Raw genomic sequence first — 26774 nt, 5'->3', positions numbered from 1 at the left:
TTTCAACGCGATTTACTGCTTCTCAAATCCCAGCGAAGCGCTATTGATGCAATACCGCAGCCCCGTAGGCTTCGGTCCATCCGGAAACACATGCCCCAGGTGAGCCCCGCAGGTCGCGCACTGAACCTCAACCCGCCTCATCCCGAGCGAATTATCCTCAATCGAAACAATCGCATCCGGCGAAACCGGGTTCCAGAAGCTGGGCCATCCGCTCCCCGATTCGAACTTCTTATCCGAGGTAAACAGCGGAGCATTGCAAGCCCCGCAGTGATAGACCCCGTCCTCATGGTTATTCACCAGCGCCCCGGTAAACGCCCGCTCCGTCCCGCCCTCGCGCATCACATGAAACTGCTCCGGAGTCAGCAACTCACGCCACTCTGCCTCCGTCTTGTGCACCTTCTCAACCTTCGTCGTTTCGGCCATCGTTCAGACCTCCTGTCGTCCTGTCATTAGATGCCGGGCCGCACGTTATGTTTCAGGCGGCTCCCTTCACGATCACTTCAATCTCCACCAGCGCATCCTTCGGCAGCCCGGCCACCGCCACCGTCGATCGCGCCGGCGGCACCACGCCCTCAGGCGCAAGGTACTTCGCATAAACCTCGTTCATCGCCGCAAAGTCGCTCATCGTTTTCAGGAAAACGGTGGTCTTCACCACATGCCTCAGATCCAGCCCAGCCTGCGCCAGCACGGCCTTCACATTCTCCAGCACCCGAACCGTCTGCTCCGTAATCCCCCCGGCAACCATCTGCCCGGTGGCCGGATCGAGCCCCACCTGGCCCGACGCAAACAACATATCGCCCACCCGTACCGCCTGGGAATAAGGCCCAATCGCCGCCGGTGCATCTTTCGTAGAAACCGCAGTCTTGCCCTGATCGCTCATGGAAGCTAAGTCTATCTCCTTCCCGCGCTGTTGTTAACCAGCAACCGGAACGAACAGCTTTAGCGTCGTCAGCAGAGGCAATCTCGTGTCAACCTTTGTGCGAAAAGGCAGCTTCCGCCGAAGACGCCACCGCCCCGGCGAGCGCGCCAACAACAGCTAATGCTCTTCCACCCAACTTCGCTCCGGTTGCCGCGCCCGTAAGCGCGCCGGAAACGTCAGAAGCAACGACCAAAATCGTCTTGCCATGACGTTTCGCAAATTCGACGCTGTTCTTTGCAATGCTGATGATCGCAACCGTGACTTCTCCGGCTTTTTCCTTCGCCTCCGCATAGATCTTGTCGATCTTGGAGGCCGTCGTCTTCGAATCTGAGAAGATCGCCTCGATCGTCTCTCTCAGCATCGCAGCATCCTGCTCTGAAATCACATCAACCTGCTGGAGCAGGGCGACGAGCTTCAGAAGCCCCTCCTTCGTGCGGATCTCGCTGTCCCCCAGACCATCCGATATCCTCCCCAGCATATCTCCGTGAATCCCTCCGGCATCTGTCGGGGGATAGGGAGGTTTCGGCTCTTGCGCCCGCTCCTGCGCCAATGCACCGGGAATCAGGGTTCCAACACCAACGGAGGACACTGCGGTGGCGAACTGTCGCCGGCTGATCTCTTTCGGCTTCATTCTGCTCTCCTTGCCAGGTCGCTATCGGATTCGCGGCTGATGCTATCACACCTCAGAAACCTGAAGCACCTGCAAAATCAGCCTCTTCAGGCACACGACGATTGCAGTGGAAAAGAAAGTGACAGTCCTTTCAGGGCTGCAATCTAAATGGATGCGTCCCGCCCCTGTCTCGAAATCAGCGTCTCCTTACCCTTCTGCGAGGATTTCTTATTCAGTTGCGAGGATTTTTGTCCCATGAGAAATCCGTAAATATCTGTACCGCCCGACGGCGCTGGAGAAAAATCAGTCATATATTGGGTGCGAGGTGAACAACATGGGAATTATGGACATGCTTCAATCGCTCGCCGGTCAAACCGGAGCCGCAGCCGGCACCGATCAGGCCAAAGTTGCCGGGGGCTTCATTGAAGCTCTCACCCAGCATCCCGAAGGGATCCAGGGGGTTCTCGACGCCTTCAAAAATAACGGGATGGCCGAGCACGTCAACAACTGGGGCGCCGGTCAGGCCACCGCTGCCACACCCGAGCAGGTTCAGCAGGGACTCGGCGGAACCGGCCTCATCGAAAAAACCGCAGAAAAAGCCGGAGTCTCGCCTCAGGTCGTTCAGGTTGCCCTCGCCACCGTACTTCCCATGGTCATCCACCACTTCGCCCCCAACGGACAAGCTACCCCGACCAGCTCCATGGGCAGCGTGGCGCAGAGTCTTCTCAGCAAATTCGTCTAGCCGTTAGTCTCAAGCGTACTTTTTCGAGGCTCGCAGCAATATTCCAGGAGCGCCGGGCCACAGCGCTCATCCCCACAGCATCCCACAACAGTCAGCCAAGCTGACCAAGGAGAGCTACGCCATGGCAGATCTCGACGCTTTGAAGCAAAAGTACGCCGGTGTCATTGAATCGTTGCAAAAGTTCGCTCCCTACGGAGCCACCCTCGACGCAGTCGACCTCGACGGCGAGCAACTCCACATCAAGGGCACCGTTCCCTCCCGGGTCATCCTCGAGCGCGTCTGGGACAGTATCAAAAAAGCGGACCCCACCTACTCCGATCTGCACCACGAGATCGCCAACACCGGCGGAGACACCCAGGCCTACACCGTCAAATCCGGCGACACCCTCTCCGCCATCAGTCTTCTCTTTTACACCAACGCCAACAAATACCCCGAAATCGCCAAAGCCAACAACATCGCCGACCCCAACAAAGTCTCGGTCGGCACAACCCTCCAGCTTCCCGTCATCACCTAACGCAAAGTCGTTTTAGAGCAACGCCGCCGTGGTGTAGAGTCGCTTTCGCTTTTTTGTTTGTCATTCCCCAAAGAAATCTGCGTCTGCAATCTCTACACCATCAGGCAAATCGCCATAGCGGCGACAGTCAGAATCTCCGCAACCTTCTCTTTAGGTACTCCAGGGCTACAGCCCACGAGTCTGCCGGGTGCCCCATGTCTCGATTCTGGGACATGGGTCTAAACCGCGCATCGAACTCTCGATCAACCGGAAACCAGCCCAGGCGCATCCTCGCGGACTGGATCAAGAACCCTGTCAACCCCCACACCATGAAAACCTACGCCAATCCTGCAGATTCGCGTTGCGTAGGAGTTATGCCCAGTTCGCTATACTGGAGTAGAACAAATAAAGGAGCCCCGGATATTCATCCGGGGCTATTTCTTTCAGGAGATAACCCGTTTATTTGCTATATTCTGCAGGCAAGTGCCATGTCATCAATATTTTGCGACCCCCATGTGTCCGCAAGTCAATGATTACAGACATCTTATGCACAGGATACCCGGGGGGAGGGTATCCGCTGACTAGCTTGGAATCGTCGAACCCGCAGCCACCTCAACCCGATTTCTGCCCGCAGATTTGGCCTGATAGAGAGCCTGGTCCGCGGCATCTACCAGCACAGTCGAAACAGAGTCGTGCCCCAGCGTCTGAGTAGCGCAGCCGATGCTCACCGTCACCACCCCGCAAGGATTGCCCGAGTGTGGCAGACCAAGCATCTCGACCGCCCGTCGAATCTGTTCGGCGACCAGTTGAGCACCGTCGCTGTCGGTGTTCGGCAGCACCGCCACAAACTCCTCACCGCCGTACCTTGCGAACAGATCCGAGGAGCGATGAATCACCTCCTGCGCCGTCACTGCAATCTGGCGCAGGCAGTTGTCGCCCAGCACGTGGCCGTAGAGATCGTTGTACGGCTTAAAATGATCGACATCGATCATCAACACGGAGAGCAGCGAACCATCGCGCATCGCCCTGCGCCACTCTTCATCTATCTTTTCCTCGAACCGGCGCCGGTTCGCTACGCCGGTGAGCCCATCCGCCATGGCAAGATTCTCCACCAACCGGAACGTGCGGTTCAGCTCATCCTCAGCGGCTTTGCGAGCGGTCACATCTCGCACCACGCTGACAAATCCGATCGGATCCCACGTCGTCTCGTCGTGATAGAGCCGCATGCTCGCCTCCATCCAGACGTAACTTCCATCCTTCCTCGCGCACCGATAGGTCAACGTTTGCACCTGCTCCCCCTCGCGACAAGACCTCATCAAAGCCTCCAACGCGGCAACGTCGTCAGGATGAACAATCTGGAGGTGAGTATTGCCAATCAGCTCTTCTGCCCCCCACCCCAGCACGGTGGTCACGGCCGGCGAAACATATCGCCGCGTCCCGGAGAGATCCGAGAGAACGATCACATCATTCGAAGCCTCAGCCAAAAGACGAAACAGGGTCTCGCTGGACTTCAGGTTGACCTGCAGCCGCTCGCGCTCTGCAATCACAACCTCAACCACGTAAAGCACCAGTATCGAAACAGCAACGAAGAACTGCAGCAGCAGATCGCCGGTCATCGTCGAGCCCGAAAGCACCAGCGCGATCGGACCGCGCCCCCGGATGGTCAGGTATCCGCCTATGATCGACACAATCAACAATCCAAGCGCAGATCCTGCCAATCGCAGACGCGCGCCAAGCAGCAGGAGCACCGGCAGAAGCAGGAATAGAAGAGGAAAGCGCGTCTGCCAGAAGACACCGACTGCGGCAACGACCAGCAGCGTCAGCAGCCCCACAACCTCAAGCCGGGACCGGCCGGGAAACCGCTCCCTCTCCCGGAACGACAGATACAGCGGCGTCATCACCGCAATCCCTAGTGCATCCGCCACAAACCAGTGTCTGGCTGCGGTAAATCTCGGCAGCGCATGAAGATTCGAGATGCTCAGCTGAGCCAGCGCCGACGCGATCGCCGGCGCGAGCACAACACCATACAGCAGCAGACTCAGCAACTGTTTGCGCTGAGTCAGGTCTGGGTTAGGCGAGATCGTTCTGTACATCAGCGCAGCCGCAATGCCCACCTCTAGCATGTTGCAACCGGCCAGGTAGACCGAGGTCCAGGGCGCGAACGACAGCGCCAGGTTGAGCCCAAGATCGACAGCAAAACCGACAGCCAGGTACGCCGTCCACTGCCGTCGCCTCGAACATAAAAGGACGCCCAGCAGAAGGCCGTTCGAAGGCCAAAGGATCGTTACCCCGCCGTTGTCCCAGCTTCGAATATTCAACAGCAGCGCGGCATAGCCCAGGCACACCAAGACCAGCGCGAGCGAAGTCAGTCGCCAAAGAGAAGATACGCGATCCTCTACGGTCTCATCGAGAGAACCAATACCCATAAACAGCCCGGAGTCACTCTATCGGCAAACGCACGTTCCGCTTCATTGCCTGACATTGGACTCCTAGTATGCTCCTTCCTCAAAAATCTAACGAACACGCCGAACCACGTTGTTCAACTGTCGTTCGGGGCGTCAGTTCGTGCTTGCCGCGCCAGAATCCAGTTCGCCGGCAAAATAGCTCTCGCGAAAGCGGATTCGCGCCTCGGGATAATCCGGAATGCTGACACGTATTCTGTGCATCCCTGACGCAGGCTCTCCGTTGGCCTCGGCGTGAGGCTGGAAGCTCAGCAGATAGTAGTTATGCACGTGATTTGAGAGTTGATGGAGCCCTTCATCGAAGCCTCGTTGCGTGGTGAAGTTGATATACTCGCCGCCCGACAGCGCCGCCAGTTCATGCGCCGCGTTCTTCTTCAACGCGTTGACTGCCATAACGAGAAGTCCGATCGGCCCGCTTCCACCACCGTACTTCAGATCGCTCATAACCTCCGTCTTTCCTGGGCCGAAGGCTACAGAATCAACGACGGTATTGGTTCGCCCAAGCGCGGCCACCACTTCGGCTGGCTTGGCGGTGCTGCCATGATCGCGGGTCTCGCTGATCAGCAGAATCGCGTGGCGATAGTGATTCTGGCGGGCTTCCAAGAGCTTCGTCGCGTACGCTACAGCGTCGAGCGTTGAGGCTTCAGGGTCATCACAGGGCTCGAGCTGCGATAGTGCGTGGGCCATGGCGTCTACGCTGTTGGAGAATTTGCCGAGCAGTAAGGGCGCGGAGCCGTAGGTAACGATGGCGACCTCGCGTGGAGCATCGCCGGCGATGCCGTCGATCATCGAGCCGAGGCCGCTTAGCTTGGGATACTCGTAGCCGGCGGCGCGGCCGCACTGGACGACGACTACGAGAGAGAGACCGAGAGAGTCGGTGTCTTCGTCGACTCGGACAGTCTGCGGAACTCCATTGTCTTCAACGACGAACTGCTCCGGCTTGAGTTCGTAGATCATCTCGCCGTGCTTGGTCTGGACGGTGGTTGGAACCAGGACGACGTTGGACTGCGTTTTGAGGGTGTAGCTTTGGTCGTCCGCCGGCGCGGGGGTCTGAGCCATGGCGGGCAATGTGGCCGAGAGCAGGAGGACGGGGAGGAGAGGCCGCATGGTTTAAGTCTAACCGGAGGAGATTTTGTATTTTCGAGTGGAAAAAAATGGTTTGTGGTGAGGTAGTGGATTTTACTGGGGTTTTTCGTTTTTAAGCGTGTTTTGTGATGGTGAAAACGTGGTGAGACTATGGTGGATTGCGTGGCTGATGTGGTGTTTTGACCGTCAGTTTTTCGGGTGCGAAAGATGCGCCACGTTTCTCAACTTTATTTTCATCTCCCCGGTATGAAGGGAGGTTTCCCATTTTCGTCCACTCAAGAGAAATTGGTATCGCTTCGACAGCGACTTACCGCGGGGTCACTCATCTAAGCTATAGTCCGGCGCGGCAGGCTTGAGCGCCAAATGACCGAAAGTTGAACTGATGACGACGAACTCTGCTGTTGCTTCGCCCTCCCTGAAACGACCTCAGCTCTCACGTATCCAACCGCTCGCAAGGTCGAGCAGACGGATGACTACTTCGGCACTACGGTGAGCGATCCTTACCGGTGGATGGAGGATGTTGATTCGGCCGAGTTGAAGACGTGGGTGGATGCCGAGAATGAACTGACGCAGGCCTACCTCTCGCAGATTCCGGCTCGCGAGGCGATGCAGAAGCGGCTGATGGAGTTGATCAACTTCGAGCGATACACCGCTCCGTCGCGCCGCGGCACGCGGTACTTCTACTCGCATAACAGCGGATTGCAGAATCAGAATGTCATCTACTGGCAGGAGGGGCTGGAAGGTGAGCCGAAGGTGCTGCTTGACCCGAATACCCTCTCGGCAGATGGCACGGTCGCGATCAGCGGGATGAGCATCACCGACGACGGATCGTTGGCGGCGTACTCCATCGCAGATGCGGGCAGCGACTGGGTGAAGTGGCATGTACGCGATGTCACGACTGGCGCGGATCTGCCGGATATCGTGGAGTGGTCGAAGTTCAGCGGAGCCGCGTGGCTGAAGGACGGCAGCGGCTTCTTCTACGAGGGCTACGACCCACCTGAAGCCGAAGCATTGAAGGCGGCCAACTACTTTCACAAGGTGTTCTTTCACAAGCTCGGCACGCCGCAGAGCGAGGACAAGCTGATCTTCGACCGTCCTGATGACAAGGAGTTGAACCTGGGCGCGCATGTGACTGACGACGGACGATACCTGGTGCTTCATCAGTCGAAGGGCACGAATCCGAACAATGAGCTGGCGGTGCTTGACCTTCAAGGGGACTTTCAACAACCTGCATCAGCGATTTTGCGGCTGATCGATACTGCCGACGCGACGTATGCTCCAATCAACAACGACGGCACTCTCTTCTGGCTGCTGACCACCCTTGACGCGCCAAACGGCAGAGTAATCTCGATCGATCTGGATCATCCCGAGCGAGAGAACTGGAAGACGGTTATTCCCGAGAGCAAGAACAAACTGAGCGACATCTCGATCATCGACAATACGTTCATCGCGAACTATCTCGCCGACGCGCAGAGCCTGATCGAACTTCGAAGTCTTGATGGGCAGATGATCGAACGGCTGAAGCTTCCGGCGATAGGCACAGCGTACGGCTTCGGCGGACTGCGGGAGGATACCGAGACCTTCTACCAGTTCACCAACTTTACGACGCCCGGCACGATCTATCGGCTGGATATGAAGACGCGCCGATCGACGCTGTACCGTCAGCCAAAGTTGCTGTTCGATCCGGCGCTCTACGAGACGACGCAGATCTTCTACACCAGTAAGGACGGCACACGCGTGCCGATGTTCGTGAGCCACAAGAAGGGTCTGACGCTGGACGGAAGCGCACCCACTCTGCTGTATGCGTATGGCGGATTCAATGTGCCGCTGATGCCGGAGTTTTCTTCATCGCATGTGATGTGGATGGAGATGGGCGGCATCTACGCGCAGCCCAGCCTGCGCGGTGGCGGCGAGTATGGCGAGGCGTGGCACGAGGCTGGTACCCGCTTGAAGAAGCAGAACGTGTTCGACGACTTCATCGCAGCGGCGGAGTGGCTCATCGCGAACAAGTACACCTCGACAGCGAAGCTTGCTATCTCTGGAGGAAGCAACGGCGGCCTGCTGGTGGCGGCCTGTGAGTTGCAGCGGCCGGACCTCTTCGGTGCCGTGATTGCGCAGGTTGGTGTGATGGATATGCTGCGCTTCGACAAGTTCACGATCGGCTGGGCGTGGAAGGAGGAGTATGGATCTCCTTCAGAGAACGCAGAGGAGTTTGCCGCGATCTACAGATACTCTCCGCTGCACAATATTCTGCAGGGCGCAGCTTGTCCGGCGACGCTGATCACGACGGGCGATCACGATGACCGCGTGTACCCGGCGCACAGCTTCAAGTACACGGCGGCTCTGCAGGCCGCGCAGGCTGGTCAGAATCCGATCCTGATCCGTGTGGAGACGCGTGCGGGGCACGGTGCTGGAATGCCTCTTAGCAAGAGGATTGAGGCGACGGTTGATCAGTATGCGTTTCTGGTGAGGGAGTTGAATCGGTAAGACGCTGTCCTGCCGGACGGGCCTCCTGCGCGGAGGGCGGGCGTTCGCACGCCTTTTTACTGCTTCGCCCGGTCCTCCCGTTGGTCGGTGGAGAAGTTGATTCCGACCAACGGGAGGACCGAAGCAGCTAACCCACCCAAGCAAGGTACACAAGTCACGAAGTGACCGCGCCACGCGCAGTGGGCCCGTCCGGCAGGACAGCAGCGGGGCACTCGTCGAGTAATAACCATTTACGTAATACAGCTTCGGGCACTCGCTTGGAGATTCAAATTTTTACCGCGATTTTGCGGGCGATACTAACTTTGTCCCGCTTCGGTTGCATTGCCAACTGCTCCGCCTTGTGGGTGATTCGCGGAGAAATTTGAATCCGGGAAGATCCTCTACGCGTCTTATATACACGGAGAAAGGTTGCCTGTATGAAGCTAAAAATTTCTATCGGTTTGCTGCTGGCGCTGGCTCCTGTGTTCGCTTCGGCGACACCCAAGCCGCCTACAGCCCATCTACGGCCGCAGTTGTATCACGACCGTTCCCCAAAGGCTCACGTCCAGCATTCCTACTCGCGTCACGCTTAAGTTTTCTTTGCGAGCCGGCGCAGAGCCTAGATCGAGTCGACCTTCGACTCACGTGCCTTCCTGATAAATGCTGCGAGCTTCTCTGGACTCTTGCGGCCCGGCACAGATTCGACACCACTTGCGACATCTACACCCCAGGGATTGAGTCCCTGGATGGCCTCCGATACGTTTTCCGGGCGCAGGCCGCCTGCGACAATCAGTTTGAGTTCAGGTGCGGACTCTCCAAAGATGGCGCGTGCCTGATCCCAATCGAAGGAGACGCCGGTGCCTCCGAGGGCCGCGCCTACCTTCGAATCAATCAGAACATGATCGACTAAACCGTCCGCCGCAATCCTGCGCAGCTCCGCGGCTACGATCGCCGCGCTGCTGCCACTGTCGGTACCCACCTCCCAGTGAACGGTCTGGATCAGGGAGACTTGTCCGGCGAAGAGCTTATGGAGCCGGTGCAGAAGCGCGAAGTCGACACCGCTGTGGAGTTGAACGGCGGTGAGACCGGCCTCGTGTGCTGCGCGAGCGATCTCGTAGGCATCGAGTGCCTGGAAGACGCCTACACGTTCGATGGAGGTTGGGAGATGCGGCGTAATCTTCGCGACCTCAGCAGAGGTGACACGGCGGGCGCTGGGAGCGAAGACGAAGCCGACCGCATCGGCTCCTAGTTTGGCGGCAAGTTGTGCATCGTCGAGGTTGGTGTTGGCGCAGATCTTAATCCACATGGTGTTGACCGGCTCCGTTCACAGGCCTGCGAATTAGATGTCGGAGGAGTACTCACGATCCAGGAGGGTTGCGAGTGCGGCGGCGGGGTCGGGTTGCCGCATGAGCGTTTCGCCGATGAGGAAGGCATCGTATCCCGCGGCTCGCAGCCTGGCGATGTCTTCGGCGGTGCGTATGCCGCTCTCGGCTACGGTGACGGCGTCTTTAGGCATCGATGCGGCGAGCTCGAAGAGGACTTCGGTGCGTACGGAGAAGGTGCGCAGATCGCGGCTGTTGACGCCGATGAGGTCGAAGCCCAGAGCGACGGCGCGCTCCATCTCTTCGCGATCATGCGTCTCGCAGAGAACGTCGAGGCCGCGAGAGCTGGCTTCGTCGCGCAGGTCGCTGAGTGCAGCATCGGTGTGCGCGGAGACGATGAGCAGGATCGCATCCGCTCCGTAGGCGCGCGCTTCGAGGATCTGGAAGGGATCGAGGATGAAGTCCTTGCGGAGGCAGGGAATGTTGACGACGCTGGAGGCCTGCTGCAGGTAGGCGAGCGAGCCCTGGAAGAACTCCTCGTCGGTGAGGACGGAGAGGGCAGCGGCGCCCGAGGACTCGAAGGTCTTCGCGAGGGTGGCGGGATAAAAGTCGCTGCGGATGAGTCCCTTCGACGGAGAGGCTTTTTGATCTCGGCGATGATGGCGGGGCCGTTCTTAGCAGCGGCCTGAAGGCCAGCACGGAGGCCGCGGGGATGTGGGCAGCTGCCATGCTCTCAAGCAGCCCGAAGTCCGCGACCGACTTGCGAGCTCTTACCTGAAGGAGCGTGTGCGCAAGGATCTGATCAAGCTGAGTGGGCATATTCTCTTTGCGATTGCTGGGTGTTAGATGCGGCCTGCAGGGCGAAAGGGCTGGTCTGGATCCGCACTCGGCTGCCGTAGGGCTGCTGTGAGCAGTCTACCTGCAACCGAGGTTGAAACTTTGGTGCCGAAGGGGGACTCGAACCCCCACACCCTTGCGAGTACATGGACCTGAACCATGCGCGTCTGCCAATTCCGCCACTACGGCACGGTGTCATTCGCTCCACACAGATGGCCGGAGCACGCTAACCGCGAGTCTCTAGTTTTACAAACGCGGCTGCTGCTGTCAATGTGCTGCGAGGACGCCACAGATGCAATGTCGCCAGGAATCGAGGCGTCCGCAGGAGGGAGCTTAAGCATCTAACTGCTGAACATCTCGCTTATCATCGAATCTCAATCGAAACCAAGATTGCGAGTCCTCTCCCCGAAAGGCGTCTCGACCCAAAGGAAGGCTGACACCCCTACATGAACGAAGCGAAGGTTCCCTCTCCGGGCCCGAATGTCGAAAAGATTCCAGAAGAGATCTCCGTCGAGATGCGCAAAATTGCACACGACCTGAGCAATGCGCTCGAGATCATTGTGCAGACGAGCTATCTGCTGAGCACCTCCGAGCTGAAGGAACCTGCTTCCGATTGGTTACGCATGTTGGACGGCGGCGTCGAAAAAGCAATGAAGCTCAATCAGTCTTTGAGGAACTACATCAAAGAACACACGTCCAGTTAGCGCCTCGATTCGAAGTGTTGATCAGGACTTCGCGCGACGGCGTGCCGGCTTCGCCTTGATGGAAGTCTTCGCCGCTTTTTTCGCAATGGCCTTCTTGGCGACAGGCTTCTGTCCGATGGCTGTCTTCGCGGTCGCAGCTTTCTTCGGCGGCGTCCTTTTGACGACCACCTTCTTAGCAACCGCTTTCTTTTTGACGGCAGGCTTAGCTGGCTTTACCGCTGGTGAGGTCAAACCGAGGCCGCCAAGTTTTCGCTCGTGGGAGGCGATCAGGTCTTCGATCTGCTGGAGCAGGATGCGAGTGTGCATGGGCTTGACCAGCAGCTGATCTGCACCCATCTCCTGCCAGTCTTCATCGGCGACAGGGAAGGCCGTCAACAACGCGACCGCGGGATGGTAGTTTGCCGAGCGCGCCGCCTTGATCACCTCGATGCCGGCAACATCGTGCTCCATGCGCATATCGGTGATCAGCATCTGGTACTCGCGAGTGTGCAGCTTGGAGACGCCCTCGCGTGCGGAGGCTGCGGTATCCACATCAAAGCCGCTGATCTCCAACACAGCCTTCAGGGTCAGCAGGACAGCGACTTCATCATCGACCAACAGGATACGGCGTCTCATTCGGTTTCCTTTCTGATGGCTTCCGTGCAAACATACATGATCGGGGCTCCGATGCCAAAGTAGGCGGCCCGATGCCGGGAATAGATGCCTTGTGAAGATTGTGCCGCGGGTGCCGGAGGCCCTTTCCTCTTCACTGATTACAGAGGGCTTCGTGTCTGCAGTGTTATACTTTACGTTGCGGTGCAACCTTTCGTGAGATTTGCATCTAAACCCTAAACAAAGCATAGCGGGTGACGAAACCTGCTGTGGAGGCGACTTATTCCACCAATTGATAAACGTTCCGCCAAGTCTTTTATCCGCACCAACGAACGCATCCGCGCCCGCGAGATTCGCGTCATCGACGAAAATGGCGAACAGCTCGGCGTCATGGCTCCTTTTGACGCTCTCAAGATGGCCCGCGAGCGCTCGCTCGACCTGGTAGAGATCTCCCCCAACGCCGTTCCCCCTGTCTGCAAGATTCAGGACTACGGCAAGTTCCTCTACGAGAAAGATAAGAGCGATCGCGCTGCCCGCAAGAAACAGAAGGTCATCGTCATCAAAGAGGTCAAGTTCTCAGTGACGGTGGACGAGCACGACTACCAGACCAAGAAAAACCAGGCAGTTCGCTTTCTGGGAGAGGGCGACAAGGTCAAAGCCTCTCTGCGGTTCAAGGGTCGTCAGATGGCACATCGCGATCTCGGCTACAAGATCATCAATCGCCTTATTCTGGATATCGGCGACGCCGGCCTGGTGGAGTTTATGCCCCGCATGGAGGGCACGACGCTGCACGCTATCCTGGCTCCCTCTAAAAAGGCAGAAGCTGTTCCCAAGAAATTGGCCATACCTGCAGTTCCTTCCCCCAATGCCAAGGCCGCCGAACCTGTAACTCCTACGCCTGCTCAGGCCTGATAAAAGCACCCACTTCGCGTCATTTCAGGGCTGAAGTGGGTGCGCAAAACTTTTCTGCCATCAAGAGTAAAACAACCACAGCCGACGATCATTCGTCCGCTGAAGCCTTTCGTTGTTTTTTCTTCCTTGACCGATTTACGCGGGGTTATCAACCGGCGACTTCGGCCCGTGGCCGCTAACTAGTGCAAAAAACAGGTTGATGCTGCAAGGCTAGTGAGAGGGATTATCTCTCCTGTCAATCGCGGGACGATTTGAGTTTCGAGACAGATCGCCAGTGCCCACGAAGGCATGACCCATCAGCGCGGCTTGATTTATTACTTTAGTAATAAAAATTGTTTGATACTTCTGTATATAGCTGATTCCATTAGACTTAGGCCAACTTGTATCCTATTGTTACATCATCTGGTTTGTCCAGAGAAATCTTTTTACATAAATACAACTTTGGGAGTATCTCCTTATGAAACATATCGTTCGCGCTTTCGTTGTCGTCCTCGTCCTCACCGGTGCAGTCGCTACCTCCCAGACCTCAACGGTCTCTGCGAAGAGCAACAAAGCTACCGTCGCCCGCGTCAGCATGCTCCCTGTTCCAATCTGCGCGCCAGACGATCCTCATGCATGTGGTATGGGCACTCGCTAACCAGTTCGCAGCTAAGTTACCAACGTATTGACAGTTAGACAAACAACAACCTTGAAAGGTTTCCTTATGAAAATCGCCATACGTACCTTCGTCGCCCTCCTCGTCGTCACCGGTGTAGCCGCCACAACCCAAACCTCCACCGCCAGCACCCAGAACAAAGTCACGGTTGCCCGCGTCAGCATGCTGCCAGTGCCGATCTGCGCTCCCGACGATCCGAATGCATGTGGTATGGGCACTCGCTAGTTCGCTTAAATATTTGAATCCATTCATTGTTATCTACCAAAAAAGAATTCCGGGGACTCCATGAAAATTGCCATCCGTACGTTCGTTGCAATACTTGCTCTCACAGGCGCCGCTGCCACCACCCAGACCTCCACCGCCAGCACCCAGAACAAAGTCACGGTTGCCCGCGTCAGCATGCTGCCCGTTCCAATCTGCGCGCCCGACGATCCCCACGCATGCGGTATGGGTACTCGGTAGCCAGCTAAGTACCTTATCTATCAATTAGTGCCACCGAAACCTGGAACTCCAAGGAACCCAATGAAGATTGTTGTCCGTACGTTCGTCGCAATACTTGCTCTCACAGGCGCCGCTGCCACCACCCAGACCTCCACCGCCAGCACCCAGAACAAAGTCACGGTTGCCCGCGTCAGCATGCTGCCCGTTCCAATCTGCGCGCCCGACGATCCCCACGCATGCGGTATGGGTACTCGGTAGCCAGCTAAGTACCTTATCTATCAATTAGTGCCACCGAAACCTGGAACTCCAAGGAACCCAATGAAGATTGTTGTCCGTACGTTCGTCGCAATACTTGCTCTCACAGGCGCCGTTGCCACCACCCAGACCTCCCCCGCAAGCACCCAAAACAAGGTGACCGTTGCCCGCGTCAGCATGCTGCCCGTTCCAATCTGCGCACCTGACGATCCCCACGCATGCGGTATGGGTACTCGGTAGCCAGCTAAGTACCTTATTTATCAATTAGTGCCACCGAAACCTGGAACTCCAAGGAACCCAATGAAGATTGTTGTCCGTGCGTTCGTCGCAATACTTGCTCTCACAGGCGCCGCTGCCACCACCCAGACCTCCCCCGCAAGCACCCAAAACAAGGTGACCGTTGCCCGCGTCAATATGCTGCCCGTTCCAATCTGCGCACCTGACGATCCCCACGCGTGCGGTATGGGAGCCAGATAACTCATTCGCACTTTTTTGCATCGTTCGGCATTAAATTCTGTTGTGTCGGTCCCCGGAATAGGCTAGCCTGATTGAGCCTCTCGAGGGTACGAACGCATGAATAGCTTTATATCCAGTTTTCATTTTGAGTATCTTGAGCCGGTTCTTTGCGGCATGCTGGTTATTTTTCTCGTACGCGGCAAGGCAGTCCGACAGTTCGGTTTTCTTACTGCGCTCCTGTGTGTAAGGCTTACATGCGCGGTAATATGCCTCCCGCTACTGTATTTCAGTCGGCATCTAATCGATAGACATCTGGCGTACCAGGTTTACTTTTATGTTTACTGGGCGAGTTATGCCTTAGAGGCGATCCTCTCCCTCCTGGTGATCTACAGCATCTTCAAGCTCGCGATGGCTCCGTTGAAAGGGCTCCAGACGTTGGGCATGTTGGTATTCCGCTGGGTAGCAGCCATTTCGATCGCAGTCGCGATCGGTGTCGCAGTGACCCCGCATCTGACCGGAATCAAGTTCATGGTCACGATGATCACGCAGCTACAGCAGACCTCAAGCATTCTGACTCTTTGCCTCCTGCTGTTTGTCTGCTTTGCTATTCGACCGATGGGTCTTTCCTATCGCAGCCGCATCTTTGGCGTCAGCCTGGGTCTCGGTCTTCTGGCAGCTGTGAACTTAGTGAACTCCGCATGGATCACTCACTATTCGAGCATGTACTCCACTTTCAGCGTAATCAACGGAATTGCCGTTGGCCTGACGCTTCTGGTCTGGTCGGGCTACTTCGCATTTCCTGAGCCGAAACGCCGCATCATTACTCTCCCGACCACGTCGCCATTCCTTCGGTGGAACCAGATTTCGATGGCTCTGGGGGACGATCCTGGACATGTTGCAGTCGGTGGGATTCCACCGGAGCTCTTTGCCCCGGCTGAGTTGGAGGTTATGCGTCGTGCCTCTGCGAAGATGGCGACCGCAGCGATTGAAGCGCCGGCACCGGCGCACTCTCTCACCGCGTAAAGCAGCATCCGAAGAGCAGCATCGAGCAGCTCTCCTCGGAAAACACATAGCAAGTAAAAAGGCCATCCCGCTCGGGATGGCCTTCTTACTTTGTCGTCCTATGAGAGCTTAGTCACGTTCTGATTCAGAGCGCTTCCAGTTGATCAGGTCACCGAGCGTGGTGCTGCTGCTGTTGCTCGAAGAGGAGGAAGAAGCCGAACCGGAGTTGTTGCCCTTAGGCGACTTCTCGCGCTCCTTGTAGCTCTCGACCTCTGCGCGGCTGGCTTCTTCGCCGACTGCGCGGATGCTCAAGCCTACCTTCTTCTCTTCCTGGTTCATCTTGACGATCTTGAACTCGTGCTCGGAGTCCACATCCATCGAGACTGGCTTACCCTCGGCATTGATCGCCTCGGAGACGTGGCACAGACCCTCGACTCCTTCAGCAATCTCAACGAAGGCACCAAACTGAGCAGTACGCAGGATCTTGCCCTTGATGACGTCGCCCACGCGATGCTGCGCGAAGAACGTATCCCATACATCCGGCTGAAGCTGCTTGACGCCAAGCGACAGGCGGCGATTTTCGGGTTCGACTCCAAGAACGATCGCGCGAACCTTCTCGCCCTTCTTCAGGACTTCCGAAGGATGCTTGATGCGCTTGGTCCAGCTCAGATTCGAGACGTGTACCAGTCCGTCGATTCCATCTTCGATCTCGATGAAGGCACCGAAGTCGGTCAGGTTGCGAACGCGGCCTTCAATGATGGCGCCGGTCGGGTACTTGTCTTCGAGCTGCTCCCAGGGGTTGTCCTGCAGTTGCTTCATGCCGAGCGAGATGCGGCGGTCGTTCGGATTGACGCTGAGGATGATGGTGTCGACCTCGTCGCCGGGCTTGACCATCTTCGACGGATGCTTCATCCGCTTGGACCAGGTCATCTCGGAGACGTGAACGAGACCTTCGATTCCCTGCTCGAGCTCAACGAACGCGCCGTAGTCGGTGACCGACAGAACGCGGCCGCGAACCTGCGCACCGATGGGGTATCGCTCCGTTGCATCGAGCCACGGGTCAGGCGTGAGCTGCTTGAAGCCGAGCGAAACGCGCTGCTTATCTTTGTCGAACTTCAACACCTTCACCTGAATCTCGTCGCCAACGTTGACGAGGTCGCGGGGATGAGTGAGACGGCCCCAGCTCATGTCGGTGATGTGGAGCAGGCCATCGAGGCCGCCCATATCGACGAATGCGCCGTAGTCGGTGAGGTTCTTGACGGTGCCGGTAAGGACGCTTCCCTCTTCCAGGGTGGCAAGGGTGACGGACTTCTTGGCGTTCTGGTCTTCTTCAAGAAGCTCCTTGCGGCTGATGACGACGTTGCCGCGCTTCTTGTTGAGCTTGATGACGCGGACTTCAATCTCGGTGCCGATGTAGCCGTCGAGATTGCGGACGGGACGGACTTCGACCTGCGAGCCGGGCAGGAACGCCTTGATGCCGATGTCGACGGTGAGACCGCCCTTGACACGGCTGAGAACCATGCCTTTGACAGGGGTCTTGTCGTTCGCAGCCTGTTCCAGCTTGTCCCAAACCTTGTGACGGAGAGCCTTGTCGTAGCTGACCAGGTAGCCGCCTTCAGCCTCTTCGCGCTCCACAACAACTTCAACAGTGTCACCTGTCTGGAACTTCGAGACACCATGGATGTCAAGAACTTGTTCCAGGGGATGAGACCTTCAGACTTAAGCCCGATGTCGACAACAACATGCTTGTCGGTGATCTTGACGACGGTGCCGGTAACGATGACCTCTTCTGCGGTCAGGTTCTGGGCAGCGGCGGACTCGGCAGCCTGCTCGCGATCGAAGTTCGCAAGGGCAGCGGCAAAGTCAGCAGCGTCGTAGTTCAAATCATCGTCAGACTCGTCGGCTGCAGCGGTAACCGTGGCAACGGTTCCGTGGTCTGCAGTCTGGTGAGCGGCGGCAGCTGGTGCAACTTGCTGTGCAGCTACACTTGACGCGTCGTGGGCGGTCTCATGCTGTTGGGTTGAGGTGGATTCAGAAGACAGTTCGGTGTGAGCCGCTGTCGCTTCGGGCGCTAGGACTTCCGTTTCGGTGGTCAGGGGTTTGCTCTCGTTGTGGTCAGGATTATGGTTTTCTACCATGGTGAATGCGGACTCCGGGATCCAAGAGATTTCTTCCTCTAAAGCAGCGCGTGAGTGGGAGCAATCCAGCGAATCCGGGAGCGGAGGCTGGCTGCTTTCTCTGTCTCCGCGACAGCTTCGGCAGGATGGAAGGAATCAGGTCTTGCAGAGGAGCTATTGCACTTGGGTCCCACACGCAATAGCTCACTTGTAAAGCATAGAACTTTGCATACGGTACGTCAACAAAAGCCGGGCTGTTCGCCTGCATTTTCATCGCCATGTCATGCTCGGGAGCGGACGAAATTCTCTTGGGTCGTACATAGTTTGATGCAGAGAGTCCCAATTTGATGCAGAGTGTGCTCCAAACTGCGCAAAGTGGAGTGGCAGAATCGGAGCCGCAGGTTCGGACGGCATGTCTGCCCGGCTCCGTCCGCTTCAGGGTATCGCTCCGCTATACTCGCCGAATGGATCGCCTCTGGACGCCCTGGCGTTACAGCTACATCACGCGCGCGGACCCGCAGGCCAGAAGCGGAGTTCCTGCGGCTCTTAGCGCCTGGCCTCCCACCGAGGCCGAGGACAAGCACTGCGTCTTTTGCAACATGATCGCCGCGGTGGACTACGCCGTCGATCACGGGATGGATCGGATCGTCGCTGAAAAAGCGGCGTACATCGTCTGGCGGGGACAGACCTGCTTTATCTGTCTCAACGCCTTCCCCTACTCCACCGGACACCTGTTGCTTCTGCCGTACCAACATCTGGACACGCTGGCCGCGCTTCCAGTAGAGGTTGCGCAGGAGCTGATGGCTCTCGCTCAGCGTTCGGAGCTGGCGCTTCGTGAAGTGTATCGGCCGGGCGGGATCAACATGGGGCTCAACCTGGGCGAGGCCGCAGGAGCCGGCATCGCCGATCACATGCACCTTCACGCGCTGCCGCGTTGGAGCGGAGATACGAACTTCATGACCGTGACTGCCGAAACTCGCGTCCTTCCCGAATCTCTCGACGTGACGTGGGAAAAACTTCGGCTTGCCTTCAAAGATTAAATACAACCAAAGTTTCCGGGTTTCCATCCTACTGATATAGCAGTCTGAGGCCGATGGTCTCGTTCGAGGGCCCAATGTCAAATGTTCCCCAGACACTCCCTGCATCCCTGCGATCAGTCCCGCCTGTCGCGCCGGAGAATCTAAGCGCGCCAAAGCCCGATCGCCGTCCTTATATTGTTCCAGTCCGCAAACCCGCAACTTCGACCCGTAAATATCTTTCTCTTTTTCCGCATGAGTCAGAGGATGCGCGCCTTACCGGCGCCACCCGATCCCTGTATCGCAGACTACTTGCACTGAACCTTCCCCGCCCAGCGGCCGAGTCACCAGAGTTTCCGGCACCGCCACAGCGCGAGGGAAGAGATATGCGGGTATCTGTTGTCGCACCGAAGACTGCATGAGACCTGAGCCACGAAGATCTTACGGAGATTCGTGACGATCCCGAAGTGTGTCAAGAAAAGACCCTGCCATGTGCAGGGTTTTTCTTGGGATGCCGAACTGCAAGAGCCCCAGAGGACCGCTAGGAAGGTCCGTCCTGAGGCACGCCGGCCGCGGCCTTGGGCGCTGCTGCATCGCGATTACCCGAATCTCTCGATCCCGGCACTCTTGTGGCTTCAAAACTCGTGATCTTCCATCCCCCGACGGGAGCCGCTGGTAGACACGTGTGTACCGGTAAGTTCCCTGGACCGCCACGCCTTCGTTGGTTCCTTCTACCTGGGCGCGAGAGGTCACAATGGCGATCGAGCCGACCAGCTTCACCTGCATCTCGCCCAGATCGAGCTTCGTCAGGACGAACTTCCGGGTTCGCATGCGATCCAGTTGCTGAATCTTGGTGTTGACCTGGCCGGTCATCGAGATGCCGATGTAATCGTCGGAGAGAAGTTTGTCCATGGTGGCGACGTCGCCCGCGAGCTGAGCCTGCCGCCATTGCTCCTCGAGCGCTTCGACCTGCCGCTTAGCGTCGTGCTTTTTCTCGTGCAGCGGTTGCATGTGACCCGCGAATGCCGCCTGCGCAGGCCATCCTATCGCCATGGCCACCAGCAACACGCCCGAGCCCATCAGCGACCTACGAATTGGACGACCAGACAAGCCCATAAGCGTACCGGATGGTAGACCGATTTACCGCGTTGAGTCAAAACTACTTTAGTCGTACGCGAGTCTCCACGTATTAGACGGAGCCACACGCAAAGAACCCCGACAGAAAAGCATCAACAAACAGCGGTCAGATTCTCAACCTGACGTTCTCTCATCTTCTGATACAGGCCCCCAATCGCGTACTGATGAAAGTGAGGTGTCCCTCTATGATGCTCCAAAGCCGCGTCATCGACGTACTGTTCGTAGATTAGAACGGTGCAGGCCTCTCCTTCGACCAGATGGGGAATATAGCTGGCGCATCCGGGCTCTTGCCGGGAAGCGGCCGTAAGGTGGCAGAGAATCTCGGAGATCTCGCCACGGTCCGACTGGTCGAAGGTCATTCGCACGGTGAACCTAAGCATAATCGGCCTTTTCTTTTACGCCTTCAACGCATCTTCGAATGCTGGCAAGGTCATAGTCTGGTCGCGGTCCGGGCCGGTGGAGACCATTCCAATCTTCGCCCCTGACTCGTGCTCAATAAATTTTAGATAATCCTGCGCTAACTGCGGCAGCTTTTCGAACTCCGTGATCCCTTCCGTCGAACTGTTCCACCCCTTCAGCTTGGTGTAGACCGGCTCGATCGCGTTGTAACCCGGCATATCCGCAGGGATCAGATCCGTCAGCTTTCCATTGACCTTATAACCGGTGCATACCGGGATCTCGGCGCACTCGTCCAGAACATCCATCTTGGTGACGACCAGCCACTCCGTCCCGTTGATCATGTTGCTGTAGCGCAGCAGCGGAATATCGAGCCAGCCGCAGCGTCGCGGACGGCCAGTGACCGCACCATACTCCTGCCCCCTGGCGCGGAGCAGATCGCTGGTGGAGTCGTGAATCTCCGTTGGGAACGGCCCTTCGCCCACCCGCGTCACGTAAGCCTTGGTGACCCCAATTACGGTGCCGATCCGTGTGGGCCCAATTCCGGTGCCGGTCACTGCGCCGCCAGCTGTCGAAGAAGACGACGTCACAAAAGGATAGGTTCCGTGGTCGATATCCAGCAGCGCACCCTGCGCCCCTCAAACATGACCTTTCCGCCGTTGTCGATCTCGTGGTTCAGCATCACCGCCGTATCGGTCACAAACGGTGCAATCTGCTCGGCTGCGCGCGAGTACTCCTCGTACATCGTCTTGGGGTCCAGAGGCTCCGTGCCAAAGAGAGCGTGAGCAATCGTGTTCTTCTCGTGGCAGGCGTTCTCGATGTGCGTCCGCAGCAGCGCCGAGTTCAGCAGATCCACGACGCGCAAACCGCTGCGATGCATCTTGTCTTCATACGCCGGGCCGATGCCGCGGCTGGTCGTGCCGATCTTCGTCCGTCCAGGCGCATTCTCCGCGGCCAGCTCGATCATCCGGTGGTAGGGCAGAATCACCTGCGCGCGGTTCGATACGAAGAGCTGATCGTCCACGGGCAGGCCAGCATCCTTCAACTTCTTGACCTCGCTCAAAAACGCCATGGGGTCCAGGACAACGCCGTTGCCGATGACGCCTTTGCACTCCGGACGCAGCACGCCGCATGGAATCAGCTGCAGGACGAACTTTTTGCCTTTGATGATGACCGTATGGCCGGCATTGTGGCCGCCCGCATAGCGCGCCACCACGGAGAACTTCTCCGAAAGCACGTCGACGATCTTGCCTTTGCCCTCATCGCCCCACTGGGCACCCAAAATAACCGCTGATTTGCGTTGATTCACGACGAATGTGTTCTCCAAGGATGTTTGTTGGCCGGAAGACGAAGACGTGCACCGCAACAGGCAGACACGCGCTGCTATCTATCATATAGCGTAGCTGGCTTCGGCGTTTCGCGTCGCTGGCTGCGGCATCTGCACCCGAGTAACGTGCTTCTATCGATCAAACAAAGGCCAAATACAGCCCATCCGCCGGGTTTTCAGGGCTGACCGTAGTACAGGTTTCGCGTCCTTGCGGTCACTCCAGGTGTTTCAACGCTGACCGCGACAGAGTGGGACTGATTTGGCCGGTCTGACGGCGTTGCATCCAACGTGAGGGTGTAGAACGCATCGGCTTCCGCAACGCAACGAGTGATCTGTTCCGTGATGTCGTTGCTGGAGTTGAGCGCCTGGCCGCCGCTCTGCCTGGCCAGGACCTGCAACGCAAGATTTCCCGCCTGCGCATCTTTCGACGCGGATACCGGTTTCAGGAACTCCTCGTAGTAAAAGACACGATTCGTAGCAGCATCTTCCACCCCAAGTGGGTCGATGCTGTAGAGCGTGATCCGAGCCTGCCGGAGCGCCGTGGAGAGATACACGATCGACGAAAATAACCCCTGCTCCTCCTTCGTGCTCAGGGTAATATTCGGTCCGCTCAGAATCGGCCAGCCCGGGCTGATCCAGATCATCATCTTCCGTCCCGGTTCCTTCGCCTCAGTGGCAGCAAGCAGACTTAGCCCCTTGAGAGAAAGCGTAAAGCGCTCCGCCGCGCCGTAAAAACCGGTCGAGCGCCGTATGGTTCGGAGCTTCGTCACATGCTGATCGAACTCGGCCAGCAACGCATTTCCATCGCGAGAAGATTCGTTCTGCAACTCAGTTCCTGTGTCGCTGAAGAAGCCCAGGGAAACCGGGTGGGTAAGTTGTCCGCCGTTTCGCAGAAGAAACTTTCTGAGCTGGTCGCGTTCATAAGCAACGCGGGTGAAGGAAGTGTTGACCTCATCCACCATGAGGATGATCTTCACCGGCGGCTCGGCTGTGGCAGCGCCATCAACCTCGCGAAATGATACGATCTTTCGGATCTGGCCATTGTCACGCACGACAAAGTCATTCTGGGTCAGACCGGCTCTGGGCCTTCCCGACCGATCCGTCACCACAACATCCAACACGAGGTGAGGATCTCTGGCTTCGGTGAGCGGCGCCGCAGCGGTCACTGGAAGTTGGTTCGACTGCGGCGGAGTCTGCTGCTGTGAAGATGCGAAGAGAGGGAGAAACGAAAGACAGGAGAGAACCAGCGTGGCCCGATTCAACGTACTCATACTCACCTCAAATACTTCTCTGCGGTTACTTCTCTGCTGTCATGCCCTCTGCCGGTTGAAACGTCTGCCTGCGTAGTTTCGACCCTCGCATGAAGACGGGGCAGCGATCTCAGTAGTTTCAGCAACTAGCAGAGACAGACTATTGAATGCGACTGGCATCCCTGAAAAAACTGCGCCAAGCCATTTTGGTGGCGCAAGATGCGAATCTCTCGATATCCTCCTCCTGCGCTTCGGTCGACGGAGATCAGGCGCGGAGTGACAGCGCTGGCGCTTTGCTTCAACTCGAGACTCTCAGGGCCGAACATGTCTGCATCACGCCTGCTCTACGGCACCACCACCTTCCTCGGCGCATTCCTTCTCTTCCTCGTGGAGCCGATGGCCGCAAAACAGCTGCTCCCGGTGCTTGGCGGATCCTCAGCCGTGTGGCTAACGTGCCTGGTCTTCTTCCAAGTCACATTGCTGCTCGGCTATCTCTACGCCCACTGGATCACTCGCTGCCAGGCCACCACATGGCGTCGGCACGTTTACCTGGTAACGCTCGCTGCAGCGGCACTGGTGCTGGTCGCACAAAGAATCTTCCCAGCAGAGCCTGGCCAAGGCTATGACCAGCCCGTCACGACAATCTTCTCGACGCTCGCCTTCACCATCGGCCTGCCGTTTCTTCTGCTCAGCGCAACCAGTCCGCTTCTGCAGGTCTGGTTCCAGCGCGCCAAGGGCGGCACCATCCCTACCGGCTGTTCGCGCTGTCGAACTTCGGCTCTCTTCTTGCTCTGACCGCCTATCCCTTCGTCGTCGAGCCGCACCTTACCCTGAAGCTCCAGCGGAGTCTCTGGTCCTTCGGCTTCATCGTCTACGCCGTCTTCTGTGCGACCATAACGCGCCAACTGCCCGCACCTGCGCCGGTTGACCCTGTGGAAGAAACACAGGCCCCAGCCCCTGCTCCCGCCAAAGCAAAGTGGCTCTGGTTCCTGCTACCGATGGCCGCCGCGATGCAGCTCTGCGCGGTCACCAGCCACCTCACCGTCAACATCGCTGCGATTCCTCTGCTCTGGATGCTGCCTCTCGCCGTCTACCTGCTCACGTTCATCCTCGCCTTCGAGTTTCCGGCACTCTACCGTCGAGGCATCGTCGTTCGTCTGCTGGTCGTGATGCTGGCCAGCCTCGGCTACGCCATCTCGAAGACCGATGTGAGCCTGCCCATCGGCATCGCTATCCTCTTCTTCCTCGCAGAGTGCTTCGTCGCCGGACTTTTCTGCCACTCCGAGGCCTACGCTCTGCGCCCGGAAAACCCCACCGAGACCACGCTCTTCTATCTGCTGATCGCCGCCGGAGGAGCAGCCGGAACCTTCAGCATCGGCATCGCCAGTCCGATGATCTTCTCCGCCAACTACGATCTTGCCATCTCGTTCCTGGTCACCGCTGCATTGGCTATCGTCGTCACATGGAGCGACGGCTGGCCGCAGCGCCTGCTCTGGTCCACGGCCACCACATTGCTGCTCGTCTTCGCGATCATGCTTCACACCGCCTACGCCCGCGAGGCAATCCTCGAAGTGCGCAACTTCTACGGAACCCTCCGCGTCAAGGAGAGGACCGGCCCGCACGGCGGCACCGAGCGCATGCTGCTGAACGGCACCATCCAGCACGGCACGCAGCTCTTCGCGCCTGGCCTTACCCGAACCCCCACCACTTACTACGCTGACAACTCCGGCATCGGACTCGCCCTTCATCACTGCTGCGGCGAGCGTCCCCGCAACATCGCGGTCATCGGACTCGGCACCGGCACGATTGCAACCTACGGGGTGGCTAACGACCGCATCCGCTTCTACGAGATCAACCCACTGGTGCGCCCCATCGCCCAAAATCTCTTCACCTATCTCCGCGACTCCCCGGCGCAGATCACCTTCGCCGACGGTGACGCACGCACCTCATTGACGCGCGAGACGCCGCAGAACTTCGACGTCATCGCAGTCGATGCTTTCTCCGGCGATGCCATTCCACTCCACCTGCTTACCATCGAAGCGATCGCGCTCTACAAAAAACATCTCGCGCCCGACGGTATCCTGGCCTTCCACGTCTCCAACCAGTACCTCAACCTCGCACCCGAGATCGGGCAATTAGCCCGCGCCGCCAACCTGCAGTCGAAGTTGATCGAAAGCCAGCCCGACGACTCCCTCGGAGCCTATCGCGCCACCTGGATTCTGCTCACCTCAAGCCCAACCTTCTTCGATCAACCCGAGCTCGCAGCCGCCGTCAGCGCCGTCCCCACTGACGCACGCCTGCGCGTTTGGACGGACGACTACTCCAGCATCCTGCCCATCCTGCAGCTATCGCACCACTAGGCCGCCTTCTTTTTGTTTTTGATGAAGAGAGTTGTCCTGCCGGACGGGCCTCCTGCGCGGAGCGCGGTCACTTCGTGACAGGTATACCCCTTCGGTGGTGGTCCCGTTGTTCGCGTCGACAATCTTCCGCCGACCAACGGAAAGCACGAAGTGCGCTACTTCGCCCACGCCAGCCCGTCCGCGGCATCCCCGGCATCGATCAACCGCGCCATCTTCCAATGTTCAAGATCGATCTCTGCCACCTGCTTGCTTCTGAAGCAGGAGACAAACGCAGACTTGCCATCGGGATTCATCAGGATCTCCGTCGGCCCATCCGCAACGTCGATCGTTCGAGCCACCTGCATCGACTTCAGATCGACGACCGCCACCTGATGCGTCGTTCGCAGCGCCACGAGCAGCCACCGCCCGTCGAGTGTCGATGCCGTTCCGTATCCCACACTCGGCAGCGAGACCCACGTCCTGAGCTTGTTGGTCGCGGTATCGATGACCGCTAGCTGCGGCTTGGTCTGGTCGGCGGTGAACACCATGCTATCGTCGCGCGAGATCGCAATCCTCTGCGTATCGGTCGAGATCGGAATGATTGCCAGCGTCTTGCGCGCCTTCATATCAAGCACTGACACCGTGCCCGGTCCAACATTTGCCGTATATCCACGCGAACCATCACGCGACAGCGCCAGCATATGCGACTGCTCCTGCCCGGTAGGCACGCTGCCGACGATCTTCAACGTCTTCGGGTCAATGATGCTGATTGTCTTATCCAGCTCCGTCGTCACGTACAGCATTCCGGTGTTCTTGTCGTAGATCACGCAGTGCGGCCGCACGCCATGTCCGAAGTCGATCGTGTGCACAACCTTGTGGCTGGCAAGATCAATCACGGAGATCTTGCTGCCGTCTGTGCCCGGCTTACCCACGCCCGCACTGCCATAGATCGGCACATACGCCGTGCCTCCATCCGGCGAAGCCGCCACTTCGTGGCCAGTCACACCGTCCACCGGCACAGCAGCCATTTGTTTGCCCGCACCAGGATCGATCAGGCTCAGATCGCGGTCTCCCTGATTCACCACCAGCAACAATGGCTCTACGTTTTTGTTTTGAGCACCCGAAAAACCCGCGGCAACGCCCACCAACCCAAACATCGCCACACAACGTGCGAAGACAGTCTTCTTCATAGGGCGACAAGTATATCCGCTGAATCGCTGCCTCCCCCAATTAAATTCG

The 26774-nt window shown here is 57.9% G+C and carries 28 protein-coding genes, 1 tRNA gene and 3 pseudogenes; 17 read left to right on the top strand and 15 right to left on the bottom strand.

What is annotated here, in order from left to right:
• Positions 1-12: 12 nt before the first annotated feature.
• The 3 genes from msrB to RBB80_RS07380 all read right to left on the bottom strand — a co-directional run bounded on the left by msrB (position 13) and on the right by RBB80_RS07380 (position 1550).
• On the bottom strand, positions 13-423 hold the full coding sequence (msrB, locus tag RBB80_RS07390) for a peptide-methionine (R)-S-oxide reductase MsrB (protein ID WP_433967564.1): 411 nt from the start codon (positions 421-423) through the stop codon (positions 13-15).
• Between the two features lie 52 nt (positions 424-475).
• On the bottom strand, positions 476-880 hold the full coding sequence (locus RBB80_RS07385; RefSeq protein ID WP_433967563.1) for a RidA family protein: 405 nt from the start codon (positions 878-880) through the stop codon (positions 476-478).
• Positions 881-968: 88 nt separating this feature from the next.
• Complete coding sequence (locus RBB80_RS07380) at positions 969-1550, bottom strand: hypothetical protein (protein ID WP_433967562.1); 582 nt, start codon at positions 1548-1550, stop codon at positions 969-971.
• Positions 1551-1863: 313 nt separating this feature from the next.
• Between RBB80_RS07380 and RBB80_RS07375 the strand changes: the two genes are divergently transcribed.
• The gene (locus RBB80_RS07375; protein ID WP_433967561.1) at positions 1864-2271 is read left to right on the top strand and encodes a YidB family protein; all 408 of its coding nucleotides are present in this window, start codon (positions 1864-1866) and stop codon (positions 2269-2271) included.
• 121 nt (positions 2272-2392) lie between these two features.
• Positions 2393-2785, top strand: a complete 393-nt coding sequence (locus tag RBB80_RS07370; protein ID WP_433967560.1) for a LysM peptidoglycan-binding domain-containing protein — start codon at positions 2393-2395, stop codon at positions 2783-2785.
• Between the two features lie 560 nt (positions 2786-3345).
• On the opposite strand, the gene RBB80_RS07365 is transcribed toward RBB80_RS07370, so the two are convergent.
• On the bottom strand, positions 3346-5190 hold the full coding sequence (locus RBB80_RS07365; protein WP_433967559.1) for a diguanylate cyclase: 1845 nt from the start codon (positions 5188-5190) through the stop codon (positions 3346-3348).
• A 132-nt stretch (positions 5191-5322) separates the two neighbouring features.
• Complete coding sequence (locus tag RBB80_RS07360; RefSeq protein ID WP_433967558.1) at positions 5323-6333, bottom strand: VWA domain-containing protein; 1011 nt, start codon at positions 6331-6333, stop codon at positions 5323-5325.
• Positions 6334-6765: 432 nt separating this feature from the next.
• Between RBB80_RS07360 and RBB80_RS07355 the strand changes: the two are divergent.
• From RBB80_RS07355 to RBB80_RS07345, 3 genes and pseudogenes are all read left to right on the top strand, one after another.
• Positions 6766-7965, top strand: a pseudogene (locus RBB80_RS07355) (S9 family peptidase); the annotation flags it as partial.
• On the top strand, positions 7945-8799 hold the full coding sequence (locus RBB80_RS07350; protein ID WP_433969556.1) for a prolyl oligopeptidase family serine peptidase: 855 nt from the start codon (positions 7945-7947) through the stop codon (positions 8797-8799). The pseudogene RBB80_RS07355 and the gene RBB80_RS07350, both read left to right, overlap by 21 nt.
• A gap of 416 nt (positions 8800-9215) precedes the next feature.
• Positions 9216-9371 (top strand): hypothetical protein, encoded by a 156-nt coding sequence (locus RBB80_RS07345; RefSeq protein ID WP_433967557.1) that lies wholly within the window; start codon positions 9216-9218, stop codon positions 9369-9371.
• Positions 9372-9397: 26 nt separating this feature from the next.
• Here the strand turns inward: RBB80_RS07345 and RBB80_RS07340 are convergent, their stop codons facing one another.
• From RBB80_RS07340 to RBB80_RS07330, 3 genes are all read right to left on the bottom strand, one after another.
• Positions 9398-10084 carry a phosphoribosylanthranilate isomerase gene (locus tag RBB80_RS07340; protein WP_433967556.1) on the bottom strand — a complete coding sequence of 229 codons (687 nt, stop codon included), beginning with the start codon at positions 10082-10084 and terminating at the stop codon, positions 9398-9400.
• A 33-nt stretch (positions 10085-10117) separates the two neighbouring features.
• Positions 10118-10720: an indole-3-glycerol phosphate synthase TrpC gene (locus RBB80_RS07335; protein WP_433969554.1), complete on the bottom strand. Its 603-nt coding sequence runs from the start codon at positions 10718-10720 to the stop codon at positions 10118-10120.
• 320 nt (positions 10721-11040) lie between these two features.
• Positions 11041-11126 (bottom strand) — tRNA-Leu (locus tag RBB80_RS07330).
• A gap of 257 nt (positions 11127-11383) precedes the next feature.
• Here RBB80_RS07330 and RBB80_RS07325 point away from each other — a divergent pair.
• Positions 11384-11641, top strand: a complete 258-nt coding sequence (locus RBB80_RS07325; protein ID WP_433967555.1) for a hypothetical protein — start codon at positions 11384-11386, stop codon at positions 11639-11641.
• A gap of 21 nt (positions 11642-11662) precedes the next feature.
• Here the strand turns inward: RBB80_RS07325 and RBB80_RS07320 are convergent, their stop codons facing one another.
• Positions 11663-12256: a response regulator gene (locus tag RBB80_RS07320; RefSeq protein WP_433967554.1), complete on the bottom strand. Its 594-nt coding sequence runs from the start codon at positions 12254-12256 to the stop codon at positions 11663-11665.
• A 240-nt stretch (positions 12257-12496) separates the two neighbouring features.
• On the opposite strand from RBB80_RS07320, the gene infC reads away from it, so the two are divergent.
• The 8 genes from infC to RBB80_RS07280 all read left to right on the top strand — a co-directional run bounded on the left by infC (position 12497) and on the right by RBB80_RS07280 (position 15974).
• Positions 12497-13144 carry a translation initiation factor IF-3 gene (gene infC / locus RBB80_RS07315; protein WP_433969552.1) on the top strand — a complete coding sequence of 216 codons (648 nt, stop codon included), beginning with the start codon at positions 12497-12499 and terminating at the stop codon, positions 13142-13144.
• Between the two features lie 457 nt (positions 13145-13601).
• Complete coding sequence (locus tag RBB80_RS07310) at positions 13602-13781, top strand: hypothetical protein (RefSeq protein ID WP_433967553.1); 180 nt, start codon at positions 13602-13604, stop codon at positions 13779-13781.
• 66 nt (positions 13782-13847) lie between these two features.
• Complete coding sequence (locus tag RBB80_RS07305; RefSeq protein WP_433967552.1) at positions 13848-14024, top strand: hypothetical protein; 177 nt, start codon at positions 13848-13850, stop codon at positions 14022-14024.
• Between the two features lie 60 nt (positions 14025-14084).
• On the top strand, positions 14085-14261 hold the full coding sequence (locus RBB80_RS07300; protein ID WP_433967551.1) for a hypothetical protein: 177 nt from the start codon (positions 14085-14087) through the stop codon (positions 14259-14261).
• Between the two features lie 60 nt (positions 14262-14321).
• A complete protein-coding gene (locus RBB80_RS07295; RefSeq protein WP_433967550.1) occupies positions 14322-14498 on the top strand; it encodes a hypothetical protein in 177 nt (58 codons plus the stop codon).
• Between the two features lie 60 nt (positions 14499-14558).
• Positions 14559-14735: a hypothetical protein gene (locus RBB80_RS07290; RefSeq protein WP_433967549.1), complete on the top strand. Its 177-nt coding sequence runs from the start codon at positions 14559-14561 to the stop codon at positions 14733-14735.
• A gap of 60 nt (positions 14736-14795) precedes the next feature.
• Complete coding sequence (locus RBB80_RS07285; protein WP_433967548.1) at positions 14796-14972, top strand: hypothetical protein; 177 nt, start codon at positions 14796-14798, stop codon at positions 14970-14972.
• 96 nt (positions 14973-15068) lie between these two features.
• Positions 15069-15974: a hypothetical protein gene (locus RBB80_RS07280; protein WP_433967547.1), complete on the top strand. Its 906-nt coding sequence runs from the start codon at positions 15069-15071 to the stop codon at positions 15972-15974.
• Positions 15975-16082: 108 nt separating this feature from the next.
• Here RBB80_RS07280 and RBB80_RS07275 read toward each other — a convergent pair.
• Positions 16083-18091 (bottom strand): annotated as a pseudogene (locus RBB80_RS07275) (30S ribosomal protein S1).
• Positions 18092-18450: 359 nt separating this feature from the next.
• Here RBB80_RS07275 and RBB80_RS07270 point away from each other — a divergent pair.
• Positions 18451-19110 (top strand): HIT family protein, encoded by a 660-nt coding sequence (locus RBB80_RS07270; protein ID WP_433967546.1) that lies wholly within the window; start codon positions 18451-18453, stop codon positions 19108-19110.
• Between the two features lie 417 nt (positions 19111-19527).
• Here RBB80_RS07270 and RBB80_RS07265 read toward each other — a convergent pair whose 3' ends face one another.
• The 4 genes and pseudogenes from RBB80_RS07265 to RBB80_RS07250 form a co-directional block, all read right to left on the bottom strand.
• Positions 19528-20139 (bottom strand): nuclear transport factor 2 family protein, encoded by a 612-nt coding sequence (locus tag RBB80_RS07265; RefSeq protein ID WP_433967545.1) that lies wholly within the window; start codon positions 20137-20139, stop codon positions 19528-19530.
• A gap of 176 nt (positions 20140-20315) precedes the next feature.
• A complete protein-coding gene (locus tag RBB80_RS07260; protein WP_433967544.1) occupies positions 20316-20603 on the bottom strand; it encodes a putative quinol monooxygenase in 288 nt (95 codons plus the stop codon).
• A 15-nt stretch (positions 20604-20618) separates the two neighbouring features.
• A pseudogene (locus RBB80_RS07255) lies at positions 20619-21928 on the bottom strand (adenylosuccinate synthase).
• A 194-nt stretch (positions 21929-22122) separates the two neighbouring features.
• Positions 22123-23217: a VWA domain-containing protein gene (locus tag RBB80_RS07250; protein WP_433967543.1), complete on the bottom strand. Its 1095-nt coding sequence runs from the start codon at positions 23215-23217 to the stop codon at positions 22123-22125.
• Between the two features lie 303 nt (positions 23218-23520).
• Here RBB80_RS07250 and RBB80_RS07245 point away from each other — a divergent pair, with 303 nt between their 5' ends.
• Together RBB80_RS07245 and RBB80_RS07240 are read left to right on the top strand one after the other, a co-directional pair.
• A complete protein-coding gene (locus tag RBB80_RS07245) occupies positions 23521-23991 on the top strand; it encodes a hypothetical protein (protein WP_433967542.1) in 471 nt (156 codons plus the stop codon).
• A 137-nt stretch (positions 23992-24128) separates the two neighbouring features.
• The gene (locus RBB80_RS07240; RefSeq protein WP_433967541.1) at positions 24129-25556 is read left to right on the top strand and encodes a spermidine synthase; all 1428 of its coding nucleotides are present in this window, start codon (positions 24129-24131) and stop codon (positions 25554-25556) included.
• Between the two features lie 155 nt (positions 25557-25711).
• Here the strand turns inward: RBB80_RS07240 and RBB80_RS07235 are convergent, their stop codons facing one another.
• Positions 25712-26725: a cytochrome D1 domain-containing protein gene (locus RBB80_RS07235; RefSeq protein WP_433967540.1), complete on the bottom strand. Its 1014-nt coding sequence runs from the start codon at positions 26723-26725 to the stop codon at positions 25712-25714.
• Between the last annotated feature and the right edge of the window lie 49 nt (positions 26726-26774).

This window comes from Tunturiibacter gelidiferens, from assembly GCF_051013345.1.
Classification (GTDB): domain Bacteria; phylum Acidobacteriota; class Terriglobia; order Terriglobales; family Acidobacteriaceae; genus Edaphobacter; species Edaphobacter gelidiferens_A.
The sequence above is the reverse complement of the archived record's forward strand: the minus strand, read 5'-3'. Positions and strand labels throughout refer to the sequence as shown.

Bases quoted from the DNA above. Each gene is read 5' to 3' on its own strand.
- RBB80_RS07375 (WP_433967561.1), top strand. From the start codon at position 1,864: ATGGGAATTATGGACATGCTTCAATCGCTCGCCGGTCAAACCGGAGCC.
- RBB80_RS07265 (WP_433967545.1), bottom strand. From the start codon at position 20,139: ATGGCGATAGGATGGCCTGCGCAGGCGGCATTCGCGGGTCACATGCAA.
- RBB80_RS07325 (WP_433967555.1), top strand. From the start codon at position 11,384: ATGAACGAAGCGAAGGTTCCCTCTCCGGGCCCGAATGTCGAAAAGATT.
- RBB80_RS07370 (WP_433967560.1), top strand. From the start codon at position 2,393: ATGGCAGATCTCGACGCTTTGAAGCAAAAGTACGCCGGTGTCATTGAA.
- RBB80_RS07380 (WP_433967562.1), bottom strand. From the start codon at position 1,550: ATGAAGCCGAAAGAGATCAGCCGGCGACAGTTCGCCACCGCAGTGTCC.
- RBB80_RS07260 (WP_433967544.1), bottom strand. From the start codon at position 20,603: ATGCTTAGGTTCACCGTGCGAATGACCTTCGACCAGTCGGACCGTGGC.
- RBB80_RS07310 (WP_433967553.1), top strand. From the start codon at position 13,602: ATGAAACATATCGTTCGCGCTTTCGTTGTCGTCCTCGTCCTCACCGGT.
- RBB80_RS07385 (WP_433967563.1), bottom strand. From the start codon at position 880: ATGAGCGATCAGGGCAAGACTGCGGTTTCTACGAAAGATGCACCGGCG.
- RBB80_RS07340 (WP_433967556.1), bottom strand. From the start codon at position 10,084: ATGTGGATTAAGATCTGCGCCAACACCAACCTCGACGATGCACAACTT.
- RBB80_RS07305 (WP_433967552.1), top strand. From the start codon at position 13,848: ATGAAAATCGCCATACGTACCTTCGTCGCCCTCCTCGTCGTCACCGGT.
- RBB80_RS07235 (WP_433967540.1), bottom strand. From the start codon at position 26,725: ATGAAGAAGACTGTCTTCGCACGTTGTGTGGCGATGTTTGGGTTGGTG.
- RBB80_RS07300 (WP_433967551.1), top strand. From the start codon at position 14,085: ATGAAAATTGCCATCCGTACGTTCGTTGCAATACTTGCTCTCACAGGC.
- RBB80_RS07280 (WP_433967547.1), top strand. From the start codon at position 15,069: ATGAATAGCTTTATATCCAGTTTTCATTTTGAGTATCTTGAGCCGGTT.
- RBB80_RS07360 (WP_433967558.1), bottom strand. From the start codon at position 6,333: ATGCGGCCTCTCCTCCCCGTCCTCCTGCTCTCGGCCACATTGCCCGCC.
- msrB (WP_433967564.1), bottom strand. From the start codon at position 423: ATGGCCGAAACGACGAAGGTTGAGAAGGTGCACAAGACGGAGGCAGAG.
- RBB80_RS07345 (WP_433967557.1), top strand. From the start codon at position 9,216: ATGAAGCTAAAAATTTCTATCGGTTTGCTGCTGGCGCTGGCTCCTGTG.
- RBB80_RS07245 (WP_433967542.1), top strand. From the start codon at position 23,521: ATGTCTGCATCACGCCTGCTCTACGGCACCACCACCTTCCTCGGCGCA.
- RBB80_RS07350 (WP_433969556.1), top strand. From the start codon at position 7,945: ATGAAGACGCGCCGATCGACGCTGTACCGTCAGCCAAAGTTGCTGTTC.
- RBB80_RS07250 (WP_433967543.1), bottom strand. From the start codon at position 23,217: ATGAGTACGTTGAATCGGGCCACGCTGGTTCTCTCCTGTCTTTCGTTT.
- RBB80_RS07320 (WP_433967554.1), bottom strand. From the start codon at position 12,256: ATGAGACGCCGTATCCTGTTGGTCGATGATGAAGTCGCTGTCCTGCTG.
- RBB80_RS07365 (WP_433967559.1), bottom strand. From the start codon at position 5,190: ATGGGTATTGGTTCTCTCGATGAGACCGTAGAGGATCGCGTATCTTCT.
- RBB80_RS07295 (WP_433967550.1), top strand. From the start codon at position 14,322: ATGAAGATTGTTGTCCGTACGTTCGTCGCAATACTTGCTCTCACAGGC.
- RBB80_RS07290 (WP_433967549.1), top strand. From the start codon at position 14,559: ATGAAGATTGTTGTCCGTACGTTCGTCGCAATACTTGCTCTCACAGGC.
- RBB80_RS07285 (WP_433967548.1), top strand. From the start codon at position 14,796: ATGAAGATTGTTGTCCGTGCGTTCGTCGCAATACTTGCTCTCACAGGC.